Origin of the sequence: Lacticaseibacillus saniviri JCM 17471 = DSM 24301 (assembly GCF_001311785.1) — a bacterium.
GTDB lineage: Bacteria > Bacillota > Bacilli > Lactobacillales > Lactobacillaceae > Lacticaseibacillus > Lacticaseibacillus saniviri.
Genome location: NZ_BBBX01000001.1, coordinates 114,341 through 136,426, shown reverse-complemented (window position 1 = coordinate 136,426; position 22,086 = coordinate 114,341). Strand labels below are relative to the sequence as shown.

14 protein-coding genes and 14 pseudogenes are annotated in these 22,086 nt (G+C 48.9%); 24 read left to right on the top strand and 4 right to left on the bottom strand.

The annotated features are described in order from the left end of the window. Positions 1-6: 6 nt before the first annotated feature. The 6 genes and pseudogenes from JCM17471_RS00675 (at position 7) to JCM17471_RS00650 (ending at position 5,994) form a co-directional block, all read left to right on the top strand. Entirely contained in the window at positions 7-648 is a 642-nt protein-coding gene (locus tag JCM17471_RS00675) for a LysM peptidoglycan-binding domain-containing protein (RefSeq protein ID WP_054776459.1), read from the top strand. Positions 649-715: 67 nt separating this feature from the next. Further along, on the top strand, positions 716-1,378 hold the full coding sequence (gene cmk, locus JCM17471_RS00670) for a (d)CMP kinase (RefSeq protein ID WP_054776458.1): 663 nt from the start codon (positions 716-718) through the stop codon (positions 1,376-1,378). Between the two features lie 85 nt (positions 1,379-1,463). After that, positions 1,464-2,729: a 30S ribosomal protein S1 gene (gene rpsA / locus JCM17471_RS00665; RefSeq protein ID WP_054776457.1), complete on the top strand. Its 1,266-nt coding sequence runs from the start codon at positions 1,464-1,466 to the stop codon at positions 2,727-2,729. Between the two features lie 81 nt (positions 2,730-2,810). Beyond that, a pseudogene (gene der, locus JCM17471_RS00660) lies at positions 2,811-4,117 on the top strand (ribosome biogenesis GTPase Der). A 216-nt stretch (positions 4,118-4,333) separates the two neighbouring features. Further along, complete coding sequence (hbs, locus tag JCM17471_RS00655; protein ID WP_054776456.1) at positions 4,334-4,609, top strand: non-specific DNA-binding protein Hbs; 276 nt, start codon at positions 4,334-4,336, stop codon at positions 4,607-4,609. A gap of 125 nt (positions 4,610-4,734) precedes the next feature. Continuing rightward, complete coding sequence (locus tag JCM17471_RS00650) at positions 4,735-5,994, top strand: tetratricopeptide repeat protein (RefSeq protein ID WP_054776455.1); 1,260 nt, start codon at positions 4,735-4,737, stop codon at positions 5,992-5,994. A 63-nt stretch (positions 5,995-6,057) separates the two neighbouring features. Here JCM17471_RS00650 and JCM17471_RS15700 read toward each other — a convergent pair whose 3' ends face one another. Together JCM17471_RS15700 and JCM17471_RS15695 are read right to left on the bottom strand one after the other, a co-directional pair. Next, positions 6,058-6,291 (bottom strand): YitT family protein, encoded by a 234-nt coding sequence (locus JCM17471_RS15700; protein WP_263849369.1) that lies wholly within the window; start codon positions 6,289-6,291, stop codon positions 6,058-6,060. A 57-nt stretch (positions 6,292-6,348) separates the two neighbouring features. Next, positions 6,349-6,902 (bottom strand): annotated as a pseudogene (locus tag JCM17471_RS15695) (YitT family protein); the annotation flags it as partial. Between the two features lie 144 nt (positions 6,903-7,046). On the opposite strand from JCM17471_RS15695, the pseudogene JCM17471_RS00635 reads away from it, so the two are divergent. From JCM17471_RS00635 to JCM17471_RS00615, 5 genes and pseudogenes are all read left to right on the top strand, one after another. Further along, positions 7,047-8,227, top strand: a pseudogene (locus JCM17471_RS00635) (CCA tRNA nucleotidyltransferase). 54 nt (positions 8,228-8,281) lie between these two features. Beyond that, positions 8,282-8,737 (top strand): hypothetical protein, encoded by a 456-nt coding sequence (locus JCM17471_RS00630; RefSeq protein WP_054776452.1) that lies wholly within the window; start codon positions 8,282-8,284, stop codon positions 8,735-8,737. Between the two features lie 89 nt (positions 8,738-8,826). After that, positions 8,827-10,716, top strand: a pseudogene (locus JCM17471_RS00625) (ABC-F family ATP-binding cassette domain-containing protein). A 2-nt stretch (positions 10,717-10,718) separates the two neighbouring features. Beyond that, positions 10,719-11,668, top strand: a pseudogene (locus JCM17471_RS00620) (thymidylate synthase). A gap of 23 nt (positions 11,669-11,691) precedes the next feature. Beyond that, complete coding sequence (locus JCM17471_RS00615; protein WP_054776451.1) at positions 11,692-12,225, top strand: dihydrofolate reductase; 534 nt, start codon at positions 11,692-11,694, stop codon at positions 12,223-12,225. 284 nt (positions 12,226-12,509) lie between these two features. Here JCM17471_RS00615 and trhA read toward each other — a convergent pair whose 3' ends face one another. Further along, the gene (trhA, locus tag JCM17471_RS15690) at positions 12,510-12,830 is read right to left on the bottom strand and encodes a PAQR family membrane homeostasis protein TrhA (protein ID WP_263849342.1); all 321 of its coding nucleotides are present in this window, start codon (positions 12,828-12,830) and stop codon (positions 12,510-12,512) included. 46 nt (positions 12,831-12,876) lie between these two features. After that, positions 12,877-13,143 carry a hemolysin III family protein gene (locus JCM17471_RS15685; RefSeq protein WP_263849341.1) on the bottom strand — a complete coding sequence of 89 codons (267 nt, stop codon included), beginning with the start codon at positions 13,141-13,143 and terminating at the stop codon, positions 12,877-12,879. A 176-nt stretch (positions 13,144-13,319) separates the two neighbouring features. Here JCM17471_RS15685 and JCM17471_RS00605 point away from each other — a divergent pair. The 13 genes and pseudogenes from JCM17471_RS00605 (at position 13,320) to topA (ending at position 22,079) form a co-directional block, all read left to right on the top strand. Beyond that, positions 13,320-14,158, top strand: a pseudogene (locus JCM17471_RS00605) (DegV family protein). Positions 14,159-14,267: 109 nt separating this feature from the next. Then, positions 14,268-15,101 (top strand): annotated as a pseudogene (locus tag JCM17471_RS16315) (SGNH/GDSL hydrolase family protein). Then, positions 15,098-15,681 (top strand): annotated as a pseudogene (locus JCM17471_RS00595) (YpmS family protein). Before JCM17471_RS16315 ends, JCM17471_RS00595 begins: the two co-directional pseudogenes overlap by 4 nt. A gap of 12 nt (positions 15,682-15,693) precedes the next feature. Beyond that, positions 15,694-15,934, top strand: a pseudogene (locus JCM17471_RS00590) (YozE family protein). Further along, positions 15,934-16,188, top strand: a pseudogene (locus JCM17471_RS16710) (S41 family peptidase); the annotation flags it as partial. The pseudogenes JCM17471_RS00590 and JCM17471_RS16710, both read left to right, overlap by 1 nt. Positions 16,189-16,343: 155 nt before the next feature. Next, positions 16,344-16,430 (top strand): annotated as a pseudogene (locus JCM17471_RS16310) (hypothetical protein); the annotation flags it as partial. Next, positions 16,427-16,971: pseudogene (locus tag JCM17471_RS16305) on the top strand (S41 family peptidase); the annotation flags it as partial. The pseudogenes JCM17471_RS16310 and JCM17471_RS16305, both read left to right, overlap by 4 nt. 87 nt (positions 16,972-17,058) lie before the next feature. Beyond that, the gene (locus JCM17471_RS16300; protein WP_225354073.1) at positions 17,059-17,343 is read left to right on the top strand and encodes a peptidoglycan-binding domain-containing protein; all 285 of its coding nucleotides are present in this window, start codon (positions 17,059-17,061) and stop codon (positions 17,341-17,343) included. A gap of 12 nt (positions 17,344-17,355) precedes the next feature. Beyond that, a pseudogene (ylqF, locus tag JCM17471_RS00580) lies at positions 17,356-18,212 on the top strand (ribosome biogenesis GTPase YlqF). Then, the gene (gene rnhB / locus JCM17471_RS00575) at positions 18,196-18,948 is read left to right on the top strand and encodes a ribonuclease HII (protein WP_054776450.1); all 753 of its coding nucleotides are present in this window, start codon (positions 18,196-18,198) and stop codon (positions 18,946-18,948) included. The pseudogene ylqF and the gene rnhB overlap by 17 nt, the downstream one beginning before the upstream one ends. Positions 18,949-18,986: 38 nt before the next feature. Then, the gene (locus JCM17471_RS16705; protein WP_225354046.1) at positions 18,987-19,238 is read left to right on the top strand and encodes a hypothetical protein; all 252 of its coding nucleotides are present in this window, start codon (positions 18,987-18,989) and stop codon (positions 19,236-19,238) included. Positions 19,239-19,245: 7 nt separating this feature from the next. Beyond that, on the top strand, positions 19,246-19,788 hold the full coding sequence (locus JCM17471_RS00570) for a DNA-processing protein DprA (protein WP_263849337.1): 543 nt from the start codon (positions 19,246-19,248) through the stop codon (positions 19,786-19,788). A gap of 211 nt (positions 19,789-19,999) precedes the next feature. Beyond that, a pseudogene (topA, locus tag JCM17471_RS00565) lies at positions 20,000-22,079 on the top strand (type I DNA topoisomerase). Positions 22,080-22,086: the final 7 nt, after the last annotated feature.

Below are 22,086 nucleotides of genomic sequence, written 5' to 3'. Positions count from 1 at the left end.
GGCGTTATGAGTAAGAAAACAACCCAGTCCTCAGACCCAGATGACAAACAACCCTGGGCAGCACAGTTTGATGATGATCGCGATGATTCCGGCAAATTGTCGCGTGTCGCTGCAAAGAAGAAACGCCAAGGCAATTCAACATTGACCTGGGTGGTTTCGATTCTGCTGATTGCGGTCATTATTGGACCAATTGTGCTGCATGTCTTGGGCCAAAACAGTAGTGGCTCGGGATCAACCACCGATAAAATCATGGTAGAGACCAGCTCGAAGTCGAGTTCAGATAAGATTTCAAGTGAGAAATCATCGTCCAAGGCGAAACATTCGAGTGCTAAGTCCGACAAAGCATCTTCCAAAGAGGCTTCGAGTAGCACCAGTGTTGCGAGCAGCTCTGCCGCACAATCCAGTGTCGCACCTGTCCAGTCTTCAAGTGCAGTGGCGTCATCGAGTTCGACTCCGGTTGCGAGCAGCTCAAGCGTGGCCGCCTCAACGAGTTCTGTGCAGGCCTCTGGTACATACACGGTTCAAGCGGGCGACAATGCTTACCGGATTGCGGTGAACCATGGTATGACGTTGGCTGAACTCTATGCTTTGAACGGCTTAGGTTCTGGTGCCACCATCAGTCCTGGTATGACCCTGAAAGTAAAATAACGCCAAAGAGTGCCGGTTGACGCGGACGCAGCCGGCTTCGTTTGGTATTTTGAAGGAGCGTTTTGAAATGCAAATTGCAATTGATGGCCCTGCCAGTGCAGGGAAGAGTACGATCGCCAAGTTGGTGGCAAAACAGTTAGGCTTTATCTATTGTGACACGGGTGCCATGTACCGTGCCGTCACCTTATTGGCCATTCAACGTGACATTGATTTCGGTGATGAAGCCAAAATCATGACGGCACTCCAAAATGCTGAAATCACGTTTAAACCTGGCGAGACCGATCAACTCGTGTTCTTGAACGGCGAAGATATCAGCTTAGCGATTCGCCAACCCGATGTGACGAACAATGTGTCTCAAGTGTCGGCACATCCACGTGTGCGTGAGGCGATGGTTGCCAAACAACGCGCCATTGCCAGCCAAAACAATATCGTGATGGATGGCCGTGACATTGGCACAACTGTTTTACCCAACGCGGAGCTCAAGATCTTCATGGTCGCTTCAGTTGAGGAGCGGGCCCGTCGTCGTTTTGCTGAAAACCAGCGCAAGGGGATTGAGACACCGCTTGCCACATTGGTTCAGGAAATTGAAGCGCGTGACCAAAAGGACACCACTCGTGAAGTGTCACCGTTGCGTCAGGCGGATGATGCGATTCGCATTGATACAACAGCATTATCGATTGATCAAGTTGTCGCAAAGATTTTGGATTTGGCCGCTGACAGGGCTAACTAACAAAATGTCAACAAATTACTGGTAATTTGGTCGAAAATCAAGTACAATATCCGTTGTATGACAGTCGTATAGGAGGATTTTTGGCATGAGTGAAAACAATGTGAACGAAAACGCTCAAACCATGGCCGATGCTTTAAACAGTGTTGACCAAGTTAAAGTGGGCGACACCGTTAAAGGTGAAGTATTAGCAATTGAGGATAAGCAACTTATCGTTGGGATTCAGGGCACCGGTGTTGAAGGTGTCGTTCCCCTCAAAGAACTTTCATCTCAGCCAGTCGAAGATATTCATGAAGAAGCACAAGTCGGTGACGTCATTGACTTAGTTGTGATTTCTACGATCGGTAAAGATAAAGAAAATGGACAATTCTTACTGTCCAAGCGTCGATTAGAAGCACAAAAGATTTGGAAAGATATCCAAGCAGACTTTGAAGCAGGCAAGACAATCACAGCCCCTGTAACATCCGTTGTTAAGGGTGGCTTAGTGGTTAACGCCGGCGTTCGTGGCTTCGTTCCTGCAAGCATGGTTGATGATCACTTTGTTGAAGATCTCTCTGCTTACAAGGGCCAAGAACTCGAATTCAAGATCATTGAAATCGAACCAAGTGAAAACCGTTTAATCTTGTCTCACCGTGCAATCGTTGAAGCAAGCAAGGCAGAAGCACGCGAACAAATCTTTGCAACACTTCACGAAGGTGACGTTGTTGAAGGTAAGGTTGCTCGTTTGACTAACTTCGGTGCCTTTGTTGATCTCGGTGGCGTGGATGGCTTAGTTCACGTTTCTGAAATCTCATTTGACCGTGTTGACAAGCCAAGTGATGTTCTTTCCGTTGGCGAAGACGTTAAGGTTAAGGTCTTAGGCGTCGACCCAGAAAAGAACCGGATCTCACTTTCCATCAAGGCAACCTTGCCACAACCTTGGGATGATATCGAAGACCGCGCACCAGTTGGCGCAACATTAACTGGTACCGTTCGTCGTTTAACAACCTTCGGGGCATTCGTTGAAGTATTCCCTGGTGTTGAAGGCTTGGTTCACATCTCACAAATCTCCCACGAACACATCGCAACACCAAACGATGTGCTTAAGGAAGGCGAAGAAGTGAATGTGAAGGTATTGTCTGTTGATCCAGAACAACGCCGTTTGGCATTATCCATCAAGGCCTTGAAGGAACGTCCAGCAGGCGACGAACCTTCAGAACCTCGTAAGGAAAATGCACGTCCACGTCGTAACAATAACAACAACAATAACCACACATCGATTCCTGCAGAATATCAACAAGATGATTCTGGCTTCTCTTTGGGTGACATCTTAGGTGACGCCTTAAAGGATGCAGCTAAGGACGATAACGAATAAGGGATAACTCCCTAATGACAAGACGCCATAGTCCGATGTTGCGGATTATGGCGTTTTGCTTGTAAGAAAGGAAGTGAACGTATGAGTTTACCAACACTCGCGATTGTTGGCCGGCCAAACGTCGGTAAGTCAACAATCTTCAACCGAATTCTGGGCGAACGGATTTCAATCGTGGAAGATACACCAGGTGTCACACGTGACCGGATCTATGGTAATTCAGAATGGTTGGGTAAGAGTTTCTCTGTCATCGATACCGGTGGGATTGATCTGGGTGATGAACCCTTCATGAGCCAGATTACGCAACAGGCGGAAATCGCGATTGAAGAAGCCGATGTGATTCTCTTTTTGACCAGTATCGAAAATGGGGTGACAGACGCTGATGAACGTGTGGCGCAGATCTTATATCGCGCCGATAAGCCCGTTGTTTTGGCTGTCAATAAGGTTGATAATCCAGAACGCCGTCAAGATATCTATGATTTCTACTCTTTAGGCTTCGGCGAACCACTACCGTTGTCTGGGACACATGGGATCGGGTTAGGTGATATCTTGGATGCCATTGTCGCTGCGTTTCCTGACGAAGTTAAGGATGATGACGACGATAGCATCAAGTTCTCCTTTATCGGTCGCCCAACGTTGGGAAGTCGAGTTTAGTTAACGCGATTCTCGGTGAAAATCGGGTTATCGTCTCTAACATTGAGGGGACAACCCGTGATGCGATTGATACCAAATTTGAGGCGGATGGCGAAACCTTCACCATGATTGACACCGCAGGGATTCGTAAACGCGGTAAGGTGTATGAAAACACCGAAAAGTATGCGGTCATGCGTGCTTTGCGGGCGATTGATCGCTCCGATGTGGTCTTAGTCGTCTTAAATGCTGAAGAGGGCATTCGGGAACAGGACAAAAAGGTTGCCGGATACGCGCATGAAGCAGGCCGTGGGATTATCATCGTCGTCAATAAGTGGGATACCTTGGACAAGGATAACCACACAATGAGTGACTTTGAGAACATTGTGCGTGCCGAATTCCAGTATTTGGACTACGCACCAATCGTCTTTGTCTCCGCTTTGACCAAGCAACGGTTAAAAAATTTGCCACAAATGATTATTCAAGTTGCTGAGAACCAAACCCGGCGCATTCAAAGCAGCGTGTTAAACGATGTCTTAATGGATGCCATCGCTGTCACACCAACACCGACAGTGAATGGGAAGCGGCTGCGTGTTTACTACATGACGCAAGTGGCCGTGAAACCACCGACGTTTGTGGTGTTTGTGAACGATCCTGACTTGTTACATTTTTCATATGAGCGCTTCTTGATCAATCAATTACGTCGCACATTTGACTTTGAAGGGACACCAGTTCACTTAATCGCGCGACACCGCAAGTGACGCGGGTTTGAGCAAAAACCATTTGGTGAATTTTTATACAGAGTGCCGTTTATAAACATGACAAAAGAGCAAAAAACCTTGCTAGATTAGGCTTTGTATGATATGTTTATGTCTGAAATAGTGATCGTCACATCATTGTTTCCTCTTTCTTGGACCACTCAAGATTGAGTATGTTTAGATGTTTACACATCTAATTAATCCGGAGGTGAAATAGACATGGCAAACAAGGCAGAATTAATCGAAAGCGTTGCAACTGCAACTGGCTTGACTAAGAAGGATGCAACTGCTGCAGTTGATGCAGTATTCAGTTCAATCCAATCTTCTCTTGCTAAGGGCGACAAGGTACAATTGATCGGCTTCGGTAACTTTGAAGTACGTGAACGCGCTGCACGGAAGGGTCGCAACCCACAAACAGGGGCTGAAATCCAAATTCCTGCATCTAAGGTACCAGCATTCAAGCCTGGTAAGGCTCTTAAGGACGCTGTTAAGTAATACTTATCTGGGTCTGATGGCTGGGGTTGCGACAAAACGACGGTTTTGTTGCAACCCCAGCCTTTTTGTCATGTGAGGACATACTGCCGATCGCTTCGATGCGATCAGAATCGGGAGGAAATTTGATGAGTTATTCTGAACAGATGTTAGATGCGTTGGACCAACAAGATGTCGATCGCGCCAAGGAATTGTTCAAGTCTGTACTTGAATATGATGATGACGAAACCAAATACAATTTGGCCGGTGAACTCTATGCGTTAGGGTTCTTGGGCCAAGCCAAGCGCCTGTATCAAGAGTTGCTCGGTAAGTATCCCGATCAGGACGATATTGCCACCGTGCTGGCTGATATTGCTGTGTCCGACGGTGATACTGACGCGGCGCTGAACTATTTGAATGGCATCAGTCCAGACAGCGATGCTTATCTGGAAAGCTTGGTGACCGCAGCCGATGTGTATCAAACACTGGGACTCTATGAAGTGAGCGAGCAGAAGTTACAGACTGCAGCCCGGCTGGCACCCGATGAATCCGTGATTAGTTTTGCGCTGGGGGAACTGTATTACGCGTGGGGCAATTACCCAGCGGCTCAGCGCGCTTACCAGCAGGTCTTGGGACTTGGGGTTGAGGAGTTAGCCCAAGTTGACGTTCGCGCACGCCTGGCGTCCTCTGTGGCGCAACAAGGCCAGTATGAAGAAGCAATCGATCTGTACGAACAGATTGGCTTGGACAAGCTTGATTTGCTCAACCAATTTCAATTGGGGGGCCTCTATCTCCAGGTGGCCAATTATCGGGATGCCATCACGGCCTTTGAAGCGGTGATTGAACGCGATAAGACCTTTGCATCAGCTTATCTGCCACTCGCTACCGCACAAGAGAAGGACCATCAAGAAGCCGCCGCATTGACGATGGTTCAAGAAGGGGTCATGGTGGATGATACCAATGAGGATTTGTTTGCCTTAGGGGCGGATCTTGCCATCAAGGAACAGGACAACGACTTGGCTGAATTGTATTTGCAAAAGGCGTTGACGATTGATCCTGATAACACGACCAACCAGTTGGCCTGGAGTAACTTCTTGTTGCTCAATGAACGTGACGATGAAAACTTGGCGTTCCTGGATGATTTGCTAGAAACTGCGGACGTTGATCCACAAATCTATTGGAATTTGGCCAAGAGTGAAGCCCGGTTGGAAATGGATGATCAGGCGCGGGAACATTATCTTCTGGCGTTTAATCAGTTACAGGAACAGCCTGATTTCTTGCGTGATATTATCGACTTCTTCCAAGAAACAGGCGCGATGGCAGAGCTGAAAGCGGCTCTGACGCGGTACCTGGCATTGGTGCCCGATGATTTGGAGATGCAGGAACGGCTGGATCGTTTGGCTGAATAATGGGAGCATCAGCACAAAAAAACGTGTGACGCAATTTCAATTGCATCACACGTTTTTTTATGGTTAGGACTTGCTGCGTAACAAGCGACGCACGGGGCGCGCATAGGTGAAGCCTTCACCTAATGCCTCATGGACATCGATAATACTGATGAAGGCATGGTGATCGAAGCGATTGATAATCCGCTTAACGGCCGCCACTTCAGTCGGTGACACCACCGCGTAGAGCACTTGACGGTGCGCATTCTGATAGCCACCTTCGCCATCCAGATAAGTGACCCCGCGCTCGAGTTCCGCCATAATCGCTTGGGCAATCGGTTGGTTCTCATCCGAGATAATCAACAGTCCTTTAGCGGCATACGCGCCCTCGACGGTGAAGTCAACAATGCGTGAGAACACATAGGATGCCAACAAGGTGTACATCATCAACTCGAGATTCAAGTAGGATAGAGAAATGCCCAGCACGATGATGTCAAAATCAACAGTGACTTGCCCATGGGCGTTCCGGTCTGTTTCTCCAAGATCCGGGCAATCACGTCTGAGCCACCTGTCGTGCCACCGAAGCGGTAGACCAGTCCGCTGCCGACACCGCCAAAAATACCGGCTAAGAGTCCGGCAATAAAGAGGTCGTGGTTGATGTTGAGTGACACCGGCAGACGCTGCCAGACAAAGAGCCAAAAGGACAACATCACCGTGCCGTAAATGGTGTAGGCTAAGGCCCGTTTACCCAAGTATCGGTATCCCAGTAACACCAACGGAATATTCAACAGAAATGTGGTATAAGCCGGATCGATGTGCCACCAGAAACGAATCAGCAGGGTAATCCCAGTAATCCCACCTTCAGCCAAGTGATTTGCGATATTGACAGTGACCAGCCCAAACCCATACAAGCCGCAGCCGATGGTAATCATCAATAAGTCGCGTGCGGTTCGCCATAATTTTTGCATGCAAACCCTCCTTTACAAACGTTAGGCTTATCATAGCAGAAATTGAGTCTGACTTTGCAAAAAGCGTTGAAATTGCTATGATAACTGGAGTGAGAACGGAGGAAAAACATGCAATTAGACTTATCTCATCCAGAATTTCAGGCAGCAATTCCGATTATGCAACAGATCGAGGCTGCCGGATTTGAAGCGTATTTTGTCGGTGGCTCGGTGCGTGATGCACTCTTAGGCTTACCGATTCACGATGTGGATATCGCGAGCTCAGCCTATCCAGAAGAAATCAAACAGATATTCAAAAAACAGTCGACACGGGGATTCAACATGGCACGGTGATGGTCTTACACGGTGGCGAAGGCTATGAAGTGACGACATTCCGGACCGAATCCGGTTATCAGGATTTTCGGCGCCCCGATAAAGTAACCTTTGTGCGCTCGCTTGAAGAGGACCTCAAACGCCGCGACTTCACGGTCAACGCCCTCGCCGTCAAACACGATGGGACGATTGTTGACCTGTTCGGTGGTTTGGCCGATCTCGATGACAAGTTGCTGCGGGCGGTGGGCGAAGCAACCGATCGTTTCTCGGAAGATGCTTTGCGGATGATGCGGGCGGTGCGCTTCCAGAGCCAATTAGGCTTTGCGATTGAAGCAAATACCAAACGGGCGCTTCAAACCGAAGCACCACTGCTCGCACATATTTCAATTGAACGGATTGCCAGTGAATTCACGCGCTTAATGACAGGGATTGATCGTGATGCCGCATTGACCACGATGCTCGACAGCGGGTTGAGTGCCTATTGTCCAGGGTTTGAAAATCATACTGACGAGTTGCGCGAACTCACCGAACTCAAAGATGACCAATTGCCGAGTGCAGCGGTGGCATGGACGCTGGTTGTGCACGCATTACAAGTACCGGCAACACCACTCCTCAAGCAGTGGAAACAGGCCAACGCCTTGATTGAGACGGTTAATCGCGCCAATACCTTGATCGATGCCAAACAAGTCTCTGCTTGGCAATTGTATCAAGCGGGGGAAGAAGCGGTCACCGTGGCCAGTCAGGCGGCCGAATGGCTCAACCTACCTAATCAGTGGCAAGCACAGTACCAACAGTTGCCGATCAAATCCAAACAAGCGTTAGCCATCAATGGTCAAAAGTTGATTCAGGCCGGCGTTAAACCCGGACCACAGTTGGGGCAATTGCTGACTCAGGTTGAGCGCGCCGTGGTCTCAGGCGACTTGAGTAATGAGCCGGATGTGTTACTGAATCATGCACTCAGTGAAAGTCAGCACAATTGAATCAAAAGTGTGCTAAAATAGCCATGTAAGCACATACAAAGGAGAGATGATTCAATGACAGAACACGTTTTTTCTGAGTTACATTTTCATTTTCGTAATGGCGATGAATGGACAGTCTCACATAAGGAACTCGCTGATATCTGGATCAGCCGTGTTACCACCAGCTACGGCCGGATTCGTGGGGGCAAGATTCAAGAAATTCATCCATGTAAGAGCTTCAAGGTCGAAATCTTACCTGAAGCCGACCATGTGAAGTCCACTGATATCAACAATGGCTCATTGGAACTCGGGATGTTTGGCCGGGCGACTAAGTATCAAGATATCGAAAAGATGGATCTTTTGTTTGATGACAGCTCAGACAAGGAACCACTACAAATTTATTTCCCATTTAAGCAAAAGGATCCTAGTGGACTCGATAACGCTTATCAAACCAGTCGGATGGGCGACAATGGTCATCTCTACATCGTCATCGATGCGGATGCCACGGTTGATGACGAATATCCAGCCTAATCAAAGTAAGCACCCGCGCAATGTGGGGTGCTTTTTTTGTCGTCTCGTGCTATGATAAGTCCAGACTTGAGATAAAGATTGGGGTAACTATGCAAACATTAACGGCAAGTGGGCTGAGTAAAGCCTACGGTGATAAACAATTATTTTCTAACATTGATTTCTTGATTAACGAGGGTGACCGCATCGGCTTGATTGGTGTCAACGGGACGGGGAAGACGACACTGTTGAACGGCTTGGCGGGAATTGATCCTTTTGATGCCGGTGAATTGAGCATGCCCAAGAACTATCAAATTCGCTACTTGGCACAGCAACCCAGTCTGCCGAGTGATTCTTTGATTATGGATGCGATTTATGGCGGCTCATCACCTATTTTGCGGCGATTCGCCAATATGAAACAGCACTTGCTGCCTATACGGCTAATCCAATGGATCAAGCAGCCACTGCCGCGTATGAGAAGGCGGATGCGACCATGACGCAGTTAGACGCCTGGCAGGCCGATACGGACATCAAGACAATTCTGACGCAGCTACACATTGATGATTTGAACCAACGGATTGGCACCTTATCAGGTGGCCAACAAAGCGGGTCGGTTTGGCACAAGTACTGATTGAACAACCAGACTTGTTAATCCTTGACGAACCGACAACCATTGGATTTTGACTCAATCGATTGGCTCGAGAAATTCCTGGCACGTTACCAAGGTGCCTTACTGGTCGTGACGCATGATCGCTACTTCTTGGATCGGGTCAGCAATACGATTTTTGAACTCGATCAAGGCCGCTTGTTCCGCTACAGCGGTAATTATGAGGCCTATGTCCAACAAAAGCGGAACAGGTCGAACAGGATGCGAATGCTAGCCACAAGCAACAACAGCTCTATAAGCAGGAATTAGCGTGGATGCACGCGGGGGCGCAGGCGCGCTCGACCAAGCAAAATGCGCGGATCAATCGTTTCAATGAGCTCTCTGATGAGATTAAGGGTCAACCCGGTAAGTTGGGGCAGGTCGATATTCAGATCAAGAGTGCCCGTCTGGGTAAGAAAGTGATTGAAATGGCGCATGCCGATTTGACCCTGGGTGATCACCCATTTGCGTGATTTCAGTTGGTTGGTACAACCCAATCAGCGCATTGGGATCACGGGCCAAAACGGGGCCGGTAAGTCCAGTCTGTTGAACGTGATTGCAGGCAAATTGCCACTCGATAACGGCGTGGTGGAGATTGGTGAAACCGTCAAACTGGGTTATTACACCCAGATGAGCCAATCGCTCGATGACTCACAGCGGGTGATCAATTATCTGCAAACCGTCGGCGAAGGCGTGGTCTCATCCACTGGGGATCACATCTCGGTGACCCAGTTGCTCGAACAATTTCTCTTTCCACGTTCCATGCACGGTAATCTGATTGGTCGACTATCGGGGGGCGAAAAACGGCGCTTGTATCTGTTACAGATCTTGATGCAAGAACCGAATGTCTTGCTCCTGGATGAACCAACCAATGATTTGGACGTCGCAACATTGACCGTGTTGGAAGATTATCTGGATCATTTTGCCGGGACTGTCATTACGGTCTCGCATGATCGCTACTTCCTGGATAAGGTGGCCGACACGCTGCTGATTTTTGAAGGCAATGCGCAAATCGAGCGCTACACCGGTCAATTCAGCGATTATCTGAAGACGGCGGGGCAAAAACGGCCACTAAAAAACACCGGCCACCGCCCCACAAGCGGAAGCGACGCCAGCGGCACCTAAAGAGAAAACAAAATTGACCTATGCGGAACAGATGGAATATGATCAATTACAACCCAAGATGGATGCTGTGGAGGCCAAGATGGATCAAATCAAAGCTGACATGGCGGCCGATGATGGGGCGGACTATGTCAAATTAGCCTCGCAACAAAAGGAAATGGATGAGCTCTCAGCTGAGTTTGATCAGTTGTTTGAACGTTTCGCAGAACTAGACGACTATGTATCGGGGGAATAATCATGCTTGAACAAGCCTATTTGGATCTTGCACAAACTGTACTCGACACCGGCCACAAGAAATCGGACCGCACCCATACCGGCACGCTCAGTGTGTTCGGCTATCAGATGCGCTTCAATTTGCAGGAGGGCTTCCCACTGCTGACCACCAAAAAGTGCCTTTTGGTCTCATTAAGAGCGAATTATTGTGGTTCTTACATGGGGACACCAATATTCGTTATTTGCTGCAGCACAACAACCACATCTGGGATGAATGGGCGTTTGAGCGCTACGTGGCCTCAGATGTGTATACCGGGCCCGACATGACCGATTTTGGTCACCGCAGCCTCACTGATGCCGATTTTGCGGCGCGGTATCACGAACAGATGAATTTGTTTACTGAAAAAATTGTGGCGGATGCCGATTTTGCCGAGCGCTTTGGCGACTTGGGGCAGGTTTACGGTAGCCAGTGGCGCGCCTGGAAAACCAGTAAAGGTGAAACCATTGACCAACTGGGTGACGTGATTGAGATGATCAAGACGACGCCTGACTCAAGACGGCTCATTGTTTCCGCATGGAATCCAGAGGATGTGCCGACGATGGCCTTGCCACCGTGCCACACAATGTTCCAGTTCTATGTCAACGAGGGCAAGTTATCCCTGCAGCTCTATCAACGTTCCGCCGATATTTTCCTTGGTGTGCCGTTTAACATCGCATCGTATGCCTTGCTGCTGCATCTCGTGGCGCGTGAGACGAATCTCGAAGTGGGTGAATTCATCCACACATTCGGGGATGCCCATCTCTATAGCAATCACTTGGACCAAATCAAGACGCAACTATCGCGGACACCGGTGGCGCCACCAACATTGTGGCTGAATCCAGATAAAACCAAGATTAGTGACTTTGAACTCGATGATATGAAAATGCTCGATTACCATCCGGCAGCTGCCATCAAGGCACCCGTTGCTGTTTAACCGTGCAGAGGAGGTTTGAATCAATGATTTCATTTCTATGGGCACAAGACCAACATGGTTTGATCGGTAAAGATGGCACCTTACCTTGGCATCTACCCGATGACTTACATTTCTTCAAGAGTGTCACCATCAATCAAATCATGGTGATGGGCCGCAAGACGTTTGAGGGCATGGGGAAGAAGCCATTGCCTAATCGCACTAATATTGTCTTGACGCATCAGCCCGAATACAGCGCTGATGATGGCGTGATTGTCTATCATTCAGCGGAATCTGTGCTGGATTATGCCGCTAGTTTTCCTGATAAAAACCTGGTGATTGTCGGTGGCGCTCACGTATTTGCCAGTTTTAAAGGCATTCCGGATGTGCTCTACGTCACGCGTTTGGCGGGTAGTTTCGAGGGTGACACCTACATGACGGACATTGACTTTGAGCCGTTTGATTTGATCACGAGTCGAACGGTTGAAAATGACGATCCTGCGCTCACTCACACGTTTGAGGCATGGGTGCGTCGCGATAATCACGACTTGATTGAACAGATTAAGCGCGACAACGCATAAAATAAGGAAGTTGTGACAAAAGGCGCTTTGAATCAATCCATTAACGTGTTTGAACTCGCAACAACTTGCGCCCAGCTTGGTTCGTCATTGGCAGAAACTGCCAATTAAACGAACCTATGCTGGTGCTCAGTTGCTAAACGCGAGTTCGCACACTTCTTGTTAACCGGATTTCTCAGTCTTTTGGCACACGATTACTCTATTTTGTTTGGAAATTGAAAAAGAGGTTGCGACAACCCATAAGGGATGTCACAACCTCTTTTTGATGCGAATAATTTAACGGTGTGCTACAACACAGGCAAAATGGCCAGGACCATCATGGTGCTGCCCAACATCACAAACAAGTGCCAGACAACATGGCTGAACGGGATTCGTTGTTGTAAGTAGATGATGGCGCCGACGGTATAGGCGATGCCCCCAGCAACTAGTAAGAAGAAGCTCTCGGGGCCAAGATTTTGCCAAAGTGGCACGATGCCAATCAGGCACAACCAGCCCAGCAGAATGTAGATGCTGGTTTCAAAATAACGGAAGCGATTAGCAAACCACATTTTGTAGAGAATACCGATGAGCGAGAGACTCGCAATCGCAATCAAGAGCCACGTTCCCAATTGTCCCCCCACACCGATTAAACAAATGGGGTGTAGGAGCCGGTGATCAGGACAAAGACACTGGCATGGTCAATAACTTGTAGTGGTCGGCGGAACTTCGTAAAATAGAACTGTGGAACGTTGTGGAGGCGCTGTACAAGATAATCAGCGCGAGACCAAAAATCAATGCCGCAAATCGATGGAGTGGTGTTTGCGCGAGATTGACCATGGCGATTGTTGCACCAACACTGGCCAATGCCGCAATGCCATGAGTGGCAGCACTGAGTTGTTCATTGAGATGGCTGTATTCAGTTTCGGTTAGATTAAGTTGCATAACGATCCCTCCTCGTGATAAAACGTAGATGACTTTGATTTCATCTTAACATCATGGGTGAATCTAATCAACTTCATTTAGTTTTAAAAACTAGGTAACTTGTACTGACAATTTTCATTTGTTTTGTTATACTCAAGGAGTTAAACATGAACAATGACAGAAAGCGTGGTAACCAAATGACAATTAAAATTGTTACCGATTCTTCAGTTCAATTGACACCTGAAGAAATTGAGAAGTATCAAATTCACATTATCCCATTAACGATTATGATTGATGGCACCGTCTATATTGACGGTGAAACCATCACCCGTGAAGAGTTTATGACCAAGATGGCACAAGCGTCAGCGCTGCCTAAGACGTCACAACCGGCCATCGGGACTTTCCTCGAATTATTTGATGATTTGACGAAAGATGGTAGTGAAGTGCTCGCCTTGCACATGTTGGAAGCCATTAGTGGCACCGTCAATTCAGCCCGTCAAGCGGCTGAATTGAGTCAAGGTAAGGTCACTGTTTGGGATTCTGATTTTACTGATCGCGCTTTGAGTTTCCAAGTGATTGAAGCGGCTAAGATGGCGCAAGCCGGTGCCGATATGGATGCTATTTTGGCTAAGATGGCTGAAGTCCGTGACCACACACGCCTGGTAATGGGCGTTTCTAACTTGGATAACTTGGTCAAGGGTGGCCGGATCAGTAAGGTATCAGGCCTGTTGTCCAGCTTGCTCAACATCAAGGTCATCTTGCAGGTTAAGGATGGTCAACTCACAGCGCTTCAAAAAGGCCGTGGGATGAAGACGTAAATAAGTTCGTCGACGGTTTTGTCGAGGATATGAAAAAAGAAGCGCACATCTTGGCCGTGGGTATCTCTCACGCGGATGGGCTCGAAATGGCTGAACAGTATGGCGCCCTGATTAAGGCCGCCGTACCCGATGTGCCAATCTTAATTCGGCCTACCGATCCCGTGATTGCAACACACACGGGTGCCGGTGCCTTCGCGATTATGTATTACACCGCTTAATCAAATATTAATGGGGGGGTTGTGGCAAAATGCCGCGACTCCTTTTTGGGTGATGTGACAAGCGTTGGCCGAGATGGTACTATTTGAACAGTACAATTAATTGAGGTGAATGACCATTAAAAAAGCATTTCGTTCGATCGGCATTGTGGCGCTCGTGGCCATCAGTGCGTTTTTGATTCTATGTTTTGCCGTGCCATCCGCCAAATCTGTCATCAATCAAAAGACTCAGACAGTCAAGGACATCAAGATTGTTGGGCTCGGTGATTCCCTGACGGAGGGTGTCGGTGATGAGACTAAACAGGGCGGCTATCTGCCTCTGATCAAAGGTGATCTTGAAGCGACCAATCGGTATCGGGTCACCACGCAAAATTTGGTGTCAGTGGCAATACCAGCCAGCAGATTCTGTCGCGTCTGGATAAGCAGGCCAAAATCAAATCAGGTTTGAAGTCGGCCGATGTGATCACGGTGACCGTTGGGGGTAACGACCTGATGGCGATTCTGCAGAAGCATTTCTTCAACCTGTCCGAGAAGAATATTCAGACAGGGATTACACAGTTTCAAACCCGATTGAATAAGTTACTGACCCAGATTCGGGCGCAAAATCCGGACGCACCGATTTACTTGTTAGGGATCTACAATCCGTTTTACGTGTACTTCCCAGAGGTGACGGCGCTCTCGACCACCGTCACGCGCTTCAACAAGGCCAGTCAAACCACCATCAAACGCTATTCACGCGTTTATTATGTCGATATCGATTCCGTTCTAAGCAAGGGTACGACGCCGGCCACGAAGAAACAGAAGCAAAAAAGTGGCCTCTGACTTGGCCGATAACCCGCTCATTTTTGACCAGGACCACTTCCATCCGAATAATGCGGGGTACGCGCAGATGACCAAGCAACTGTACAATGAGATGATTAAAACCGAATCGAAGTGGGGTAAATGATGAAAAAGAAATTTAATTGGTGGCGCTTAGTGGCCCTCGTTGTGATTGGATTGAACCTTGGCGTATTAGGTTTTGTCGGCTATCGCGCGATGAAACCCGTTGAGATGCCCGTCTCCAATCAGGCCTTGTCGGGGCAACCGGCGTTAAACGTTAACCTGACCCGGGATCAAGCCAATCGCATTGTTGATTATTATCTGAATGATTATTTAAAAGACAGTCCCGTTAAGTACAAACTGACACTGGGGGACTCCGCTTTGCTCAGTGGTCAATTCAAGTTTTTGGGCGCGAGTGTCGATTTTCAATTGCAATTTGATCCGTTGGTGTTGGCAAATGGTGATGTGGTGCTCAAGGCCCGGAAGTTAACGTCGGTAGCCTGCCTGTGCCAATCGGTTTTGTGCTGAACTATATCGGTAACAGTTACAAACTGCCCGCATGGGTCAAGTTGAGTAACAGTAAGGAAACTGTCACTCTACAACTGTCAAAACTGAAAATGGCAAATGGCATGCGGTTACGAGCCACCAAACTGGATCTCACCAACGATGCCCTGAGTTTTGCCGTCTATTTACCACAAACGAAATAATGGAGGCACCTTATGAAGCAGTCCTTTTATCAGTATTTAATGACGCAACGCAACCCCAACCAACACGATGAGGTGACGCAATTTGCGAATAACGCGTTTTTTTGACCACAGCTTTCCTAAACAAGAGAGTGATTTTGAACAGCTCAGCAATTACCTCGAGTTCAATGGGAATTACCTGCCAAGCATGACGGTCTTTGACACCGCCTATAATGCGTACTTGGCGAGTGAATCCAAGATGGGTGGCGAACACTAATGGCAAAATCGCAAGTACCTGTCTGGTTGACCGGAACGGCTATCGTTGTCGCACTGGGTGCTGGCGCGGTTGGTGGCGCGATGTGGGGGCAAAATAATGCCCGTGGCACGCAATTGGATGCCAATACCGCTAAGATTGTGGCAATGTATCAAACCATCGATTCGCAGTACTATGAACAGCCCAACGCTAAGAAATTGACCGATGGCGCCATCAATGGCATGCTGGCCAGTTTAAAGGATCCTTACTCCACCTATTTGCAGACCGATTCCAAGGCCCAATTAGATGACACAATTTCCGCTTCATTTGGTGGTATCGGCGCCACACTGCGCTCTGAGAATCAAAAGCTCTATATCGATTCGTTCACACAGGACAGTCCCGCCAAAAAGCTGGGCTCAAAGTCGACGATCAGGTTACAGCCATCAATGGTAAGTCCACGGCTAAACTATCGGTAACGGATGCTGTCAAAAAGTTCGGGGCGATATCGGCACCAAGGTGACGCTGACCATCAAACGTAACGGCGCTGCTAAGACGCTCACCGTGACTCGCGCAAAGATTACCACTGACACGGTCAATGGTGAGTTGGATGCGACGAACAAAACGGTCGGCATCATCAGTATCAGCACCTTCTCTGATCCCACCGCCAAGCAGTTTGAATCAACGGTCAAGAAATTGCGCAAACAAGGCGCAAAACGCTTTGTCCTGGATCTGCGGGGAAATCCCGGGGGCATGATGGATCGAGCGTTACAGATTCGTCGATGTTCTTGAAGAATGGTCAGATCATTATGCAGGTGCAACCACGAACCGGTGATAAGACGGTCTATAAGGCCTCAAAGAAGCTCGATAAGGGCTTTAAGGTAACGGAACCCACGGCCGTCTTAATCGATGGCAATACGGCCAGCGCCAGTGAAATCACGGCAGCTGCCTTACACGACAACCGCAATGTCCCATTAGTTGGGGAGAAGAGTTTCGGTAAGGGGACCGTTCAAACGGTTAATCAATTGAATGAAGCCAGTGAACTCAAGCTGACTGTCGCCAAGTGGCTGACACCTAAGGGCCAGTGGATTCATCATCAAGGACTCACCCCAACGATTGAAGTCGATTACCCGGCGTATGCGAATACACCAGTGATTTCGGCCAAGCGTTTGGATACCAACAGCACGGGCAGTGATGTGCGGGCGCTGCAACAGAGTTTAGCCGCCTTGGGGTATAACCCTGGCGAGGTGAATGGTAGTTACACGGCTGCGACACAAAAGGCCGTGACCGCATTCCAAAAGGCCGCTCAGTTACCCGAAACAGGTATCAGCGATCAAGCTACCATCGACATGGTGACCAAAGCACTCGCCGGTAAGGTGGCTGCGAATGACAACATGACCAAGCAAGCGATTGCGGCGGTTTTAAAAATTAAGTAGGGAGTTCTTTTAATGGCAATTCAATGGTTCCCCGGGCATATGGCCAAAGCTCGGAAAGAAGTACAAGAGAAATTAAAACAGGTCGATGTGGTGCTCGAAATCGTTGATGCCCGCACACCTGAATCATCACGCAATCCCATGATGAACGAAATTGTGGGTGCCAAGCCGCGCATCATGGTGCTCAATAAGGCCGATTTGGCAGATCCCGCAATCACCAAGTTGTGGGTGAAACACTATCAGGATGCTGGTAACGAGGCGATTGCGATTGACGCGCAACACGCGAAGCGATTGAATCAAATTCCGCAATTGGCCAATCAATTGATGGCGGAAAAATTGCCCGTAAAAAGGCGCGCGGCATCAAGAATCCGGCTATCCGGGCGATGTGTATCGGGATTCCAAACGTGGGTAAATCCACGATTTTGAACCGGTTGGTGAAGAAAAATATCGCCGTCACCGGTAACAAGCCTGGTGTGACCAAGAATCAACAGTGGCTTAAGGCGAGTGATACGTTCCAAATCCTGGATACACCTGGGATTCTGTGGCCAAAGTTTGAAAATCAAACCGTGGGCAAGCGACTAGCGCTCACTGGCGCGATTGCGGATGCCGTATTCCAAGAAGATGTGGTGGGGCTCTATGGGCTTGAATTCTTCTTGAATCATTATCCAGCTGAGATCAAGAAGGCATATCGCCTGAGTGATGATGATATGGCGTTGAGTGCACCCGATTTGTTGGTTGCCCTCACCAAGCGCCAAGGATTTGGCGAAGACTTCAACCGCATGGCCGAACGCATTATCTTTGATTGTCGGCAGGGTAAACTCGGGCGCTTCACGTTGGAGCAACCAGGAGATACCGATGACGACGCTGAGTGAGTATCAAGCAGAACTCAGCCATGTGCCAGCCGATGACGCCGTGCTAGCGGCACTTGCAGCGGATTCTCGGGTTGGGGCGCAACGCTTGCTCGATCAATACCACCGTCGCGTCGACAAATTGCGGGAACAGCGCCTGGAATTACGTTATCGCTCTCGCTTTGAACACGAGCTGTGGCCGACCTATCCACTCATTGCCGGCATCGACGAGGTGGGACGTGGACCACTGGCCGGTCCGGTGGTAACGGCGGCCGTGATTTTGCCGCATGATTTTGCCTTACCAGTCAACGATAGTAAGCAGCTCACACACAATGAACGGGCGCGACTCTTTACTGGCATCATGAGCCAGGCCATCAGTGTGAGTCTGGGCGTGGCGGATGCGGCCATGATCGATCGCGAGAACATCTATCACGCCACCGAATTGGTGATGGGGCAAGCAGTTGGTCATCTGACTGTGACACCGGATTATCTCCTGGTGGATGCGATGACGGTCCCGACTGCGATTCCTCAGCGCAAATTGATCAAAGGTGACGCCAACAGCATCAGTATTGCGGCAGCGAGCATTGTCGCAAAGGTGGTGCGTGATGAGCTGATGGCGATGTATGATACCGTCTATCCCGGCTATGATTTCGCGCACAACATGGGCTATGGCACCAAGAAGCATCTTCTCGGGCTTGCACAGCTGGGCGTGACACCGATTCATCGTCGCAGCTTCAGTCCCGTTAAAGCACAATTGTAAGCTAATCGCGTAATTTCTGATGATAGGAGGATATCATCATGAAATTACGTGATTTTTTGTTTGCGATTCACGTGCTGCACCAACAAAATATTCGCATGGCCACACAGATCAACCAGGGAGATATGGCAGAGGCTAAAGCTTGGTTGCAGGCTGCACTGCGTCAACCGGATGCCGCGGACCAATTGCACCAAGCGGCGCAGACGCCATATATCACATTAGCGGATGCCAGCTATCCACCCCCGGTTGAAGGAGATTCCCTCACCGCCCTTAGTCCTGTTTTATCGAGGTAATCTTCAATTGTTAGACCAATTGAATCTCGGTGTGGTGGGTGCGCGGCTGGCAACCACCTATACCAAACACAGCCTGGAACTGATTTTTCCAGGTCTCAATACAGTCATTACCAGTGGCTTAGCGGCCGGCGCGGATACCATGGCACATGAAACGGCCTTGGTTCATCAGTTGCCGACGATTGCGGTCCTGGGGCATGGTTTTAATACCGTTTATCCGGCCCATAATCGCCGCTTATTTGACCGCATCGCTACCGATGGGTTATTGTTGAGCGAATATCCCGCGGCCGTGTTGCCGGCCCCGTTTCGGTTTGTCGCGCGCAATCGGATTATCGCGGGACTGGCACATGGTGTTCTGGTCACGGAAGCCAAAGTTAAGAGTGGTAGCTTAATTACCGCTAATTACGCATTGCAGAACAACCGGGAGATTTTTGCCTTGCCCAATCGCTTGGATCAACCCATGGGTGCGGGGACCAATCAATTGATTCAAGCCGGAGCCAAAATGGTCCTCACCGCCGCGGATATCACCGCCGAGCTAAATTTTTATCCTTGAATAAAGCGTGTTGTGCTGGGATTTGACTGGCTTCGCACATGAATTACTTCAGGGTGTGAATTGACAGCGCTCATGCTTATCGCTACATTTAGATGGGCGCGTTGCTTCTTATATAAATGGCAAAATTTTGAAGCGACAGTTGACAAGCCAAAACAGAATCACATATGATAGCTGTGTTTTGAATCAGCGTATCAACGAAAGGAGTGCGTTCATGAGCGCCAAAAATTTGGTTATCGTGGAATCACCAGCTAAAGCTAAGACAATTGAAAAATATCTTGGTCGCAACTATAAGGTGGTCGCAAGTCTGGGCCACATCCGCGATCTCCCCAAGAGCCAAATGGGGATTGATTTTGATAATAACTATGAACCCAAATATATCTCAATTCGGGGTAAAGGCCCCGTCATCAAAGATCTGAAAAAGGCCGCAAGTAAGGCCGAACACGTGTATCTGGCAGCCGATCCCGATCGTGAAGGGGAAGCCATTGCCTGGCACGTGAGTCACATTTTGAACCTGGATCCAAACGGCAAGAATCGCGTGGTCTTCAACGAAATCACGAAAGATGCCGTTAAGGATGCCTTCAAGACGCCACGCAGTATCGATATGAATCTGGTCGATGCCCAACAAGCACGGCGGGTTCTGGATCGCTTGGTGGGTTACTCCATCAGTCCATTGTTGTGGAAGAAGGTCAAGAAGGGCCTATCAGCTGGTCGGGTGCAATCCATCGCACTGAAGCTCATTATTGACCGCGAGAATGCCATTAATGCCTTCCAACCCGAAGAGTATTGGACCATCGATGCGGAATTCAAAAAGGGTCGCGAAAAGCAGTTCGCAGCCAGTTTCTATGGTTTAAAGAACAAGAAACATGCTTTAAAGGACAACGCGGCGGTGCAAGACGTCTTATCAAAGATCGATAAGAAAGAACCCTTTGCCGTCACCAACGTGGTCAAAAAGAACGTAAGCGTTTCCCATCACCACCGTTTACCACAAGCTCCTTGCAACAAGAAGCCAACCGCAAGTTGAACTTCAGAACGCGTAAGACCATGATGTTGGCGCAACAACTGTATGAAGGGATCAACTTGGGCGGCAAACAGGGCACGGTCGGTCTAATCACGTATATGCGGACGGACTCCACGCGTGTTTCCAATGTCGCCAAGGCTGAAACCAGCCAATTCATTCACGATGAATACGGCGAGGCTTATGCGGCGGTTAAGATTCGCCAGGGCAAGCTGCCTGAAGGGGCACAAGATGCCCATGAAGCGATTCGCCCAACCAGCACATTGCGGACACCTGAGAGTCTTGAGAGCGTCTTAGACAAGGATCAGATGAAGCTCTATCGCTTGATCTGGTCACGTTTGTTGCCAGTGAAATGACACCTGCTGTGATCGATACCGTGGCGGTGACATTGGATCAAAACGATGTCACGTTCCGGGCCAATGGGTCACAGACCAAGTTCCCAGGGTTCACCAAATTATACGTGTCATCGCGCGATGAAGATCAGAAGGATAATCGCTTGCCCGATCTTGAAATCGGTGACGCGGTTAAATTGATGAAGACAGATCCCGCCCAACACTTCACGCAACCACCTGCTCGCTATTCTGAAGCGAACTTGGTCAAGGCGTTGGAAGAAAATGGGGTGGGTCGCCCATCAACCTATGCCCCAACCATTGAAACCATTCAAAAGCGTTACTATGTGAAGCTCAATGCCCGGCGCTTTGAGCCAACCGAGCTGGGTGAAATCGTCAATGATTTGATTGTGGAATTCTTCCCTGACATCGTGGACATCAAGTTTACGGCCAATGTTGAAACCGAGTTGGACAGCGTTGAAACCGGTGATGCGGAATGGGTCAAGGTCATCGATCAATTCTATCAACCGTTCGAAAAAGAAGTCGCAGACGCCGAAACCGGTATCGAAAAGATTCAGATCAAGGATGAACCAGCAGGCTTTGACTGTGACATCTGTGGGGCACCGATGGTCATCAAATTGGGCCGCTACGGGAAGTTTTATGCTTGTTCACGATTCCCTGATTGCCGCAACACCAAGGCCATCGTCAAGGAAATCGGCATCATCTGTCCTAAGTGTCACGAAGGTCAAGTTGTGGAACGCAAGAGCAAGAAGAACCGTGTGTTCTATGGTTGCTCCCGCTATCCAGACTGTGACTTTGTCTCATGGGACAAGCCAGTCGGTCGTGACTGCCCAGTGTGTGGTCACTTCCTCGTTGAAAAGCGCAGCAAGGCTGGCGTCCAAGTGGTCTGCCCAAATCAGGATTATCAAGAACAACTACAAAAATAATGGGAGG

What these genes read in the sequence shown, in the direction of transcription:
- JCM17471_RS00675 (WP_054776459.1), top strand. Translation starts at nt 7, where the DNA reads ATGAGTAAGAAAACAACCCAGTCCTCAGACCCAGATGACAAACAACCC.
- hbs (WP_054776456.1), top strand. Translation starts at nt 4,334, where the DNA reads ATGGCAAACAAGGCAGAATTAATCGAAAGCGTTGCAACTGCAACTGGC.
- JCM17471_RS15685 (WP_263849341.1), bottom strand. Translation starts at nt 13,143, where the DNA reads ATGCAACTTAATCTAACCGAAACTGAATACAGCCATCTCAATGAACAA.
- JCM17471_RS00615 (WP_054776451.1), top strand. Translation starts at nt 11,692, where the DNA reads ATGATTTCATTTCTATGGGCACAAGACCAACATGGTTTGATCGGTAAA.
- JCM17471_RS00630 (WP_054776452.1), top strand. Translation starts at nt 8,282, where the DNA reads ATGACAGAACACGTTTTTTCTGAGTTACATTTTCATTTTCGTAATGGC.
- cmk (WP_054776458.1), top strand. Translation starts at nt 716, where the DNA reads ATGCAAATTGCAATTGATGGCCCTGCCAGTGCAGGGAAGAGTACGATC.
- rpsA (WP_054776457.1), top strand. Translation starts at nt 1,464, where the DNA reads ATGAGTGAAAACAATGTGAACGAAAACGCTCAAACCATGGCCGATGCT.
- JCM17471_RS16705 (WP_225354046.1), top strand. Translation starts at nt 18,987, where the DNA reads ATGAAATTACGTGATTTTTTGTTTGCGATTCACGTGCTGCACCAACAA.
- rnhB (WP_054776450.1), top strand. Translation starts at nt 18,196, where the DNA reads ATGACGACGCTGAGTGAGTATCAAGCAGAACTCAGCCATGTGCCAGCC.
- JCM17471_RS00650 (WP_054776455.1), top strand. Translation starts at nt 4,735, where the DNA reads ATGAGTTATTCTGAACAGATGTTAGATGCGTTGGACCAACAAGATGTC.
- JCM17471_RS15700 (WP_263849369.1), bottom strand. Translation starts at nt 6,291, where the DNA reads ATGGCGGAACTCGAGCGCGGGGTCACTTATCTGGATGGCGAAGGTGGC.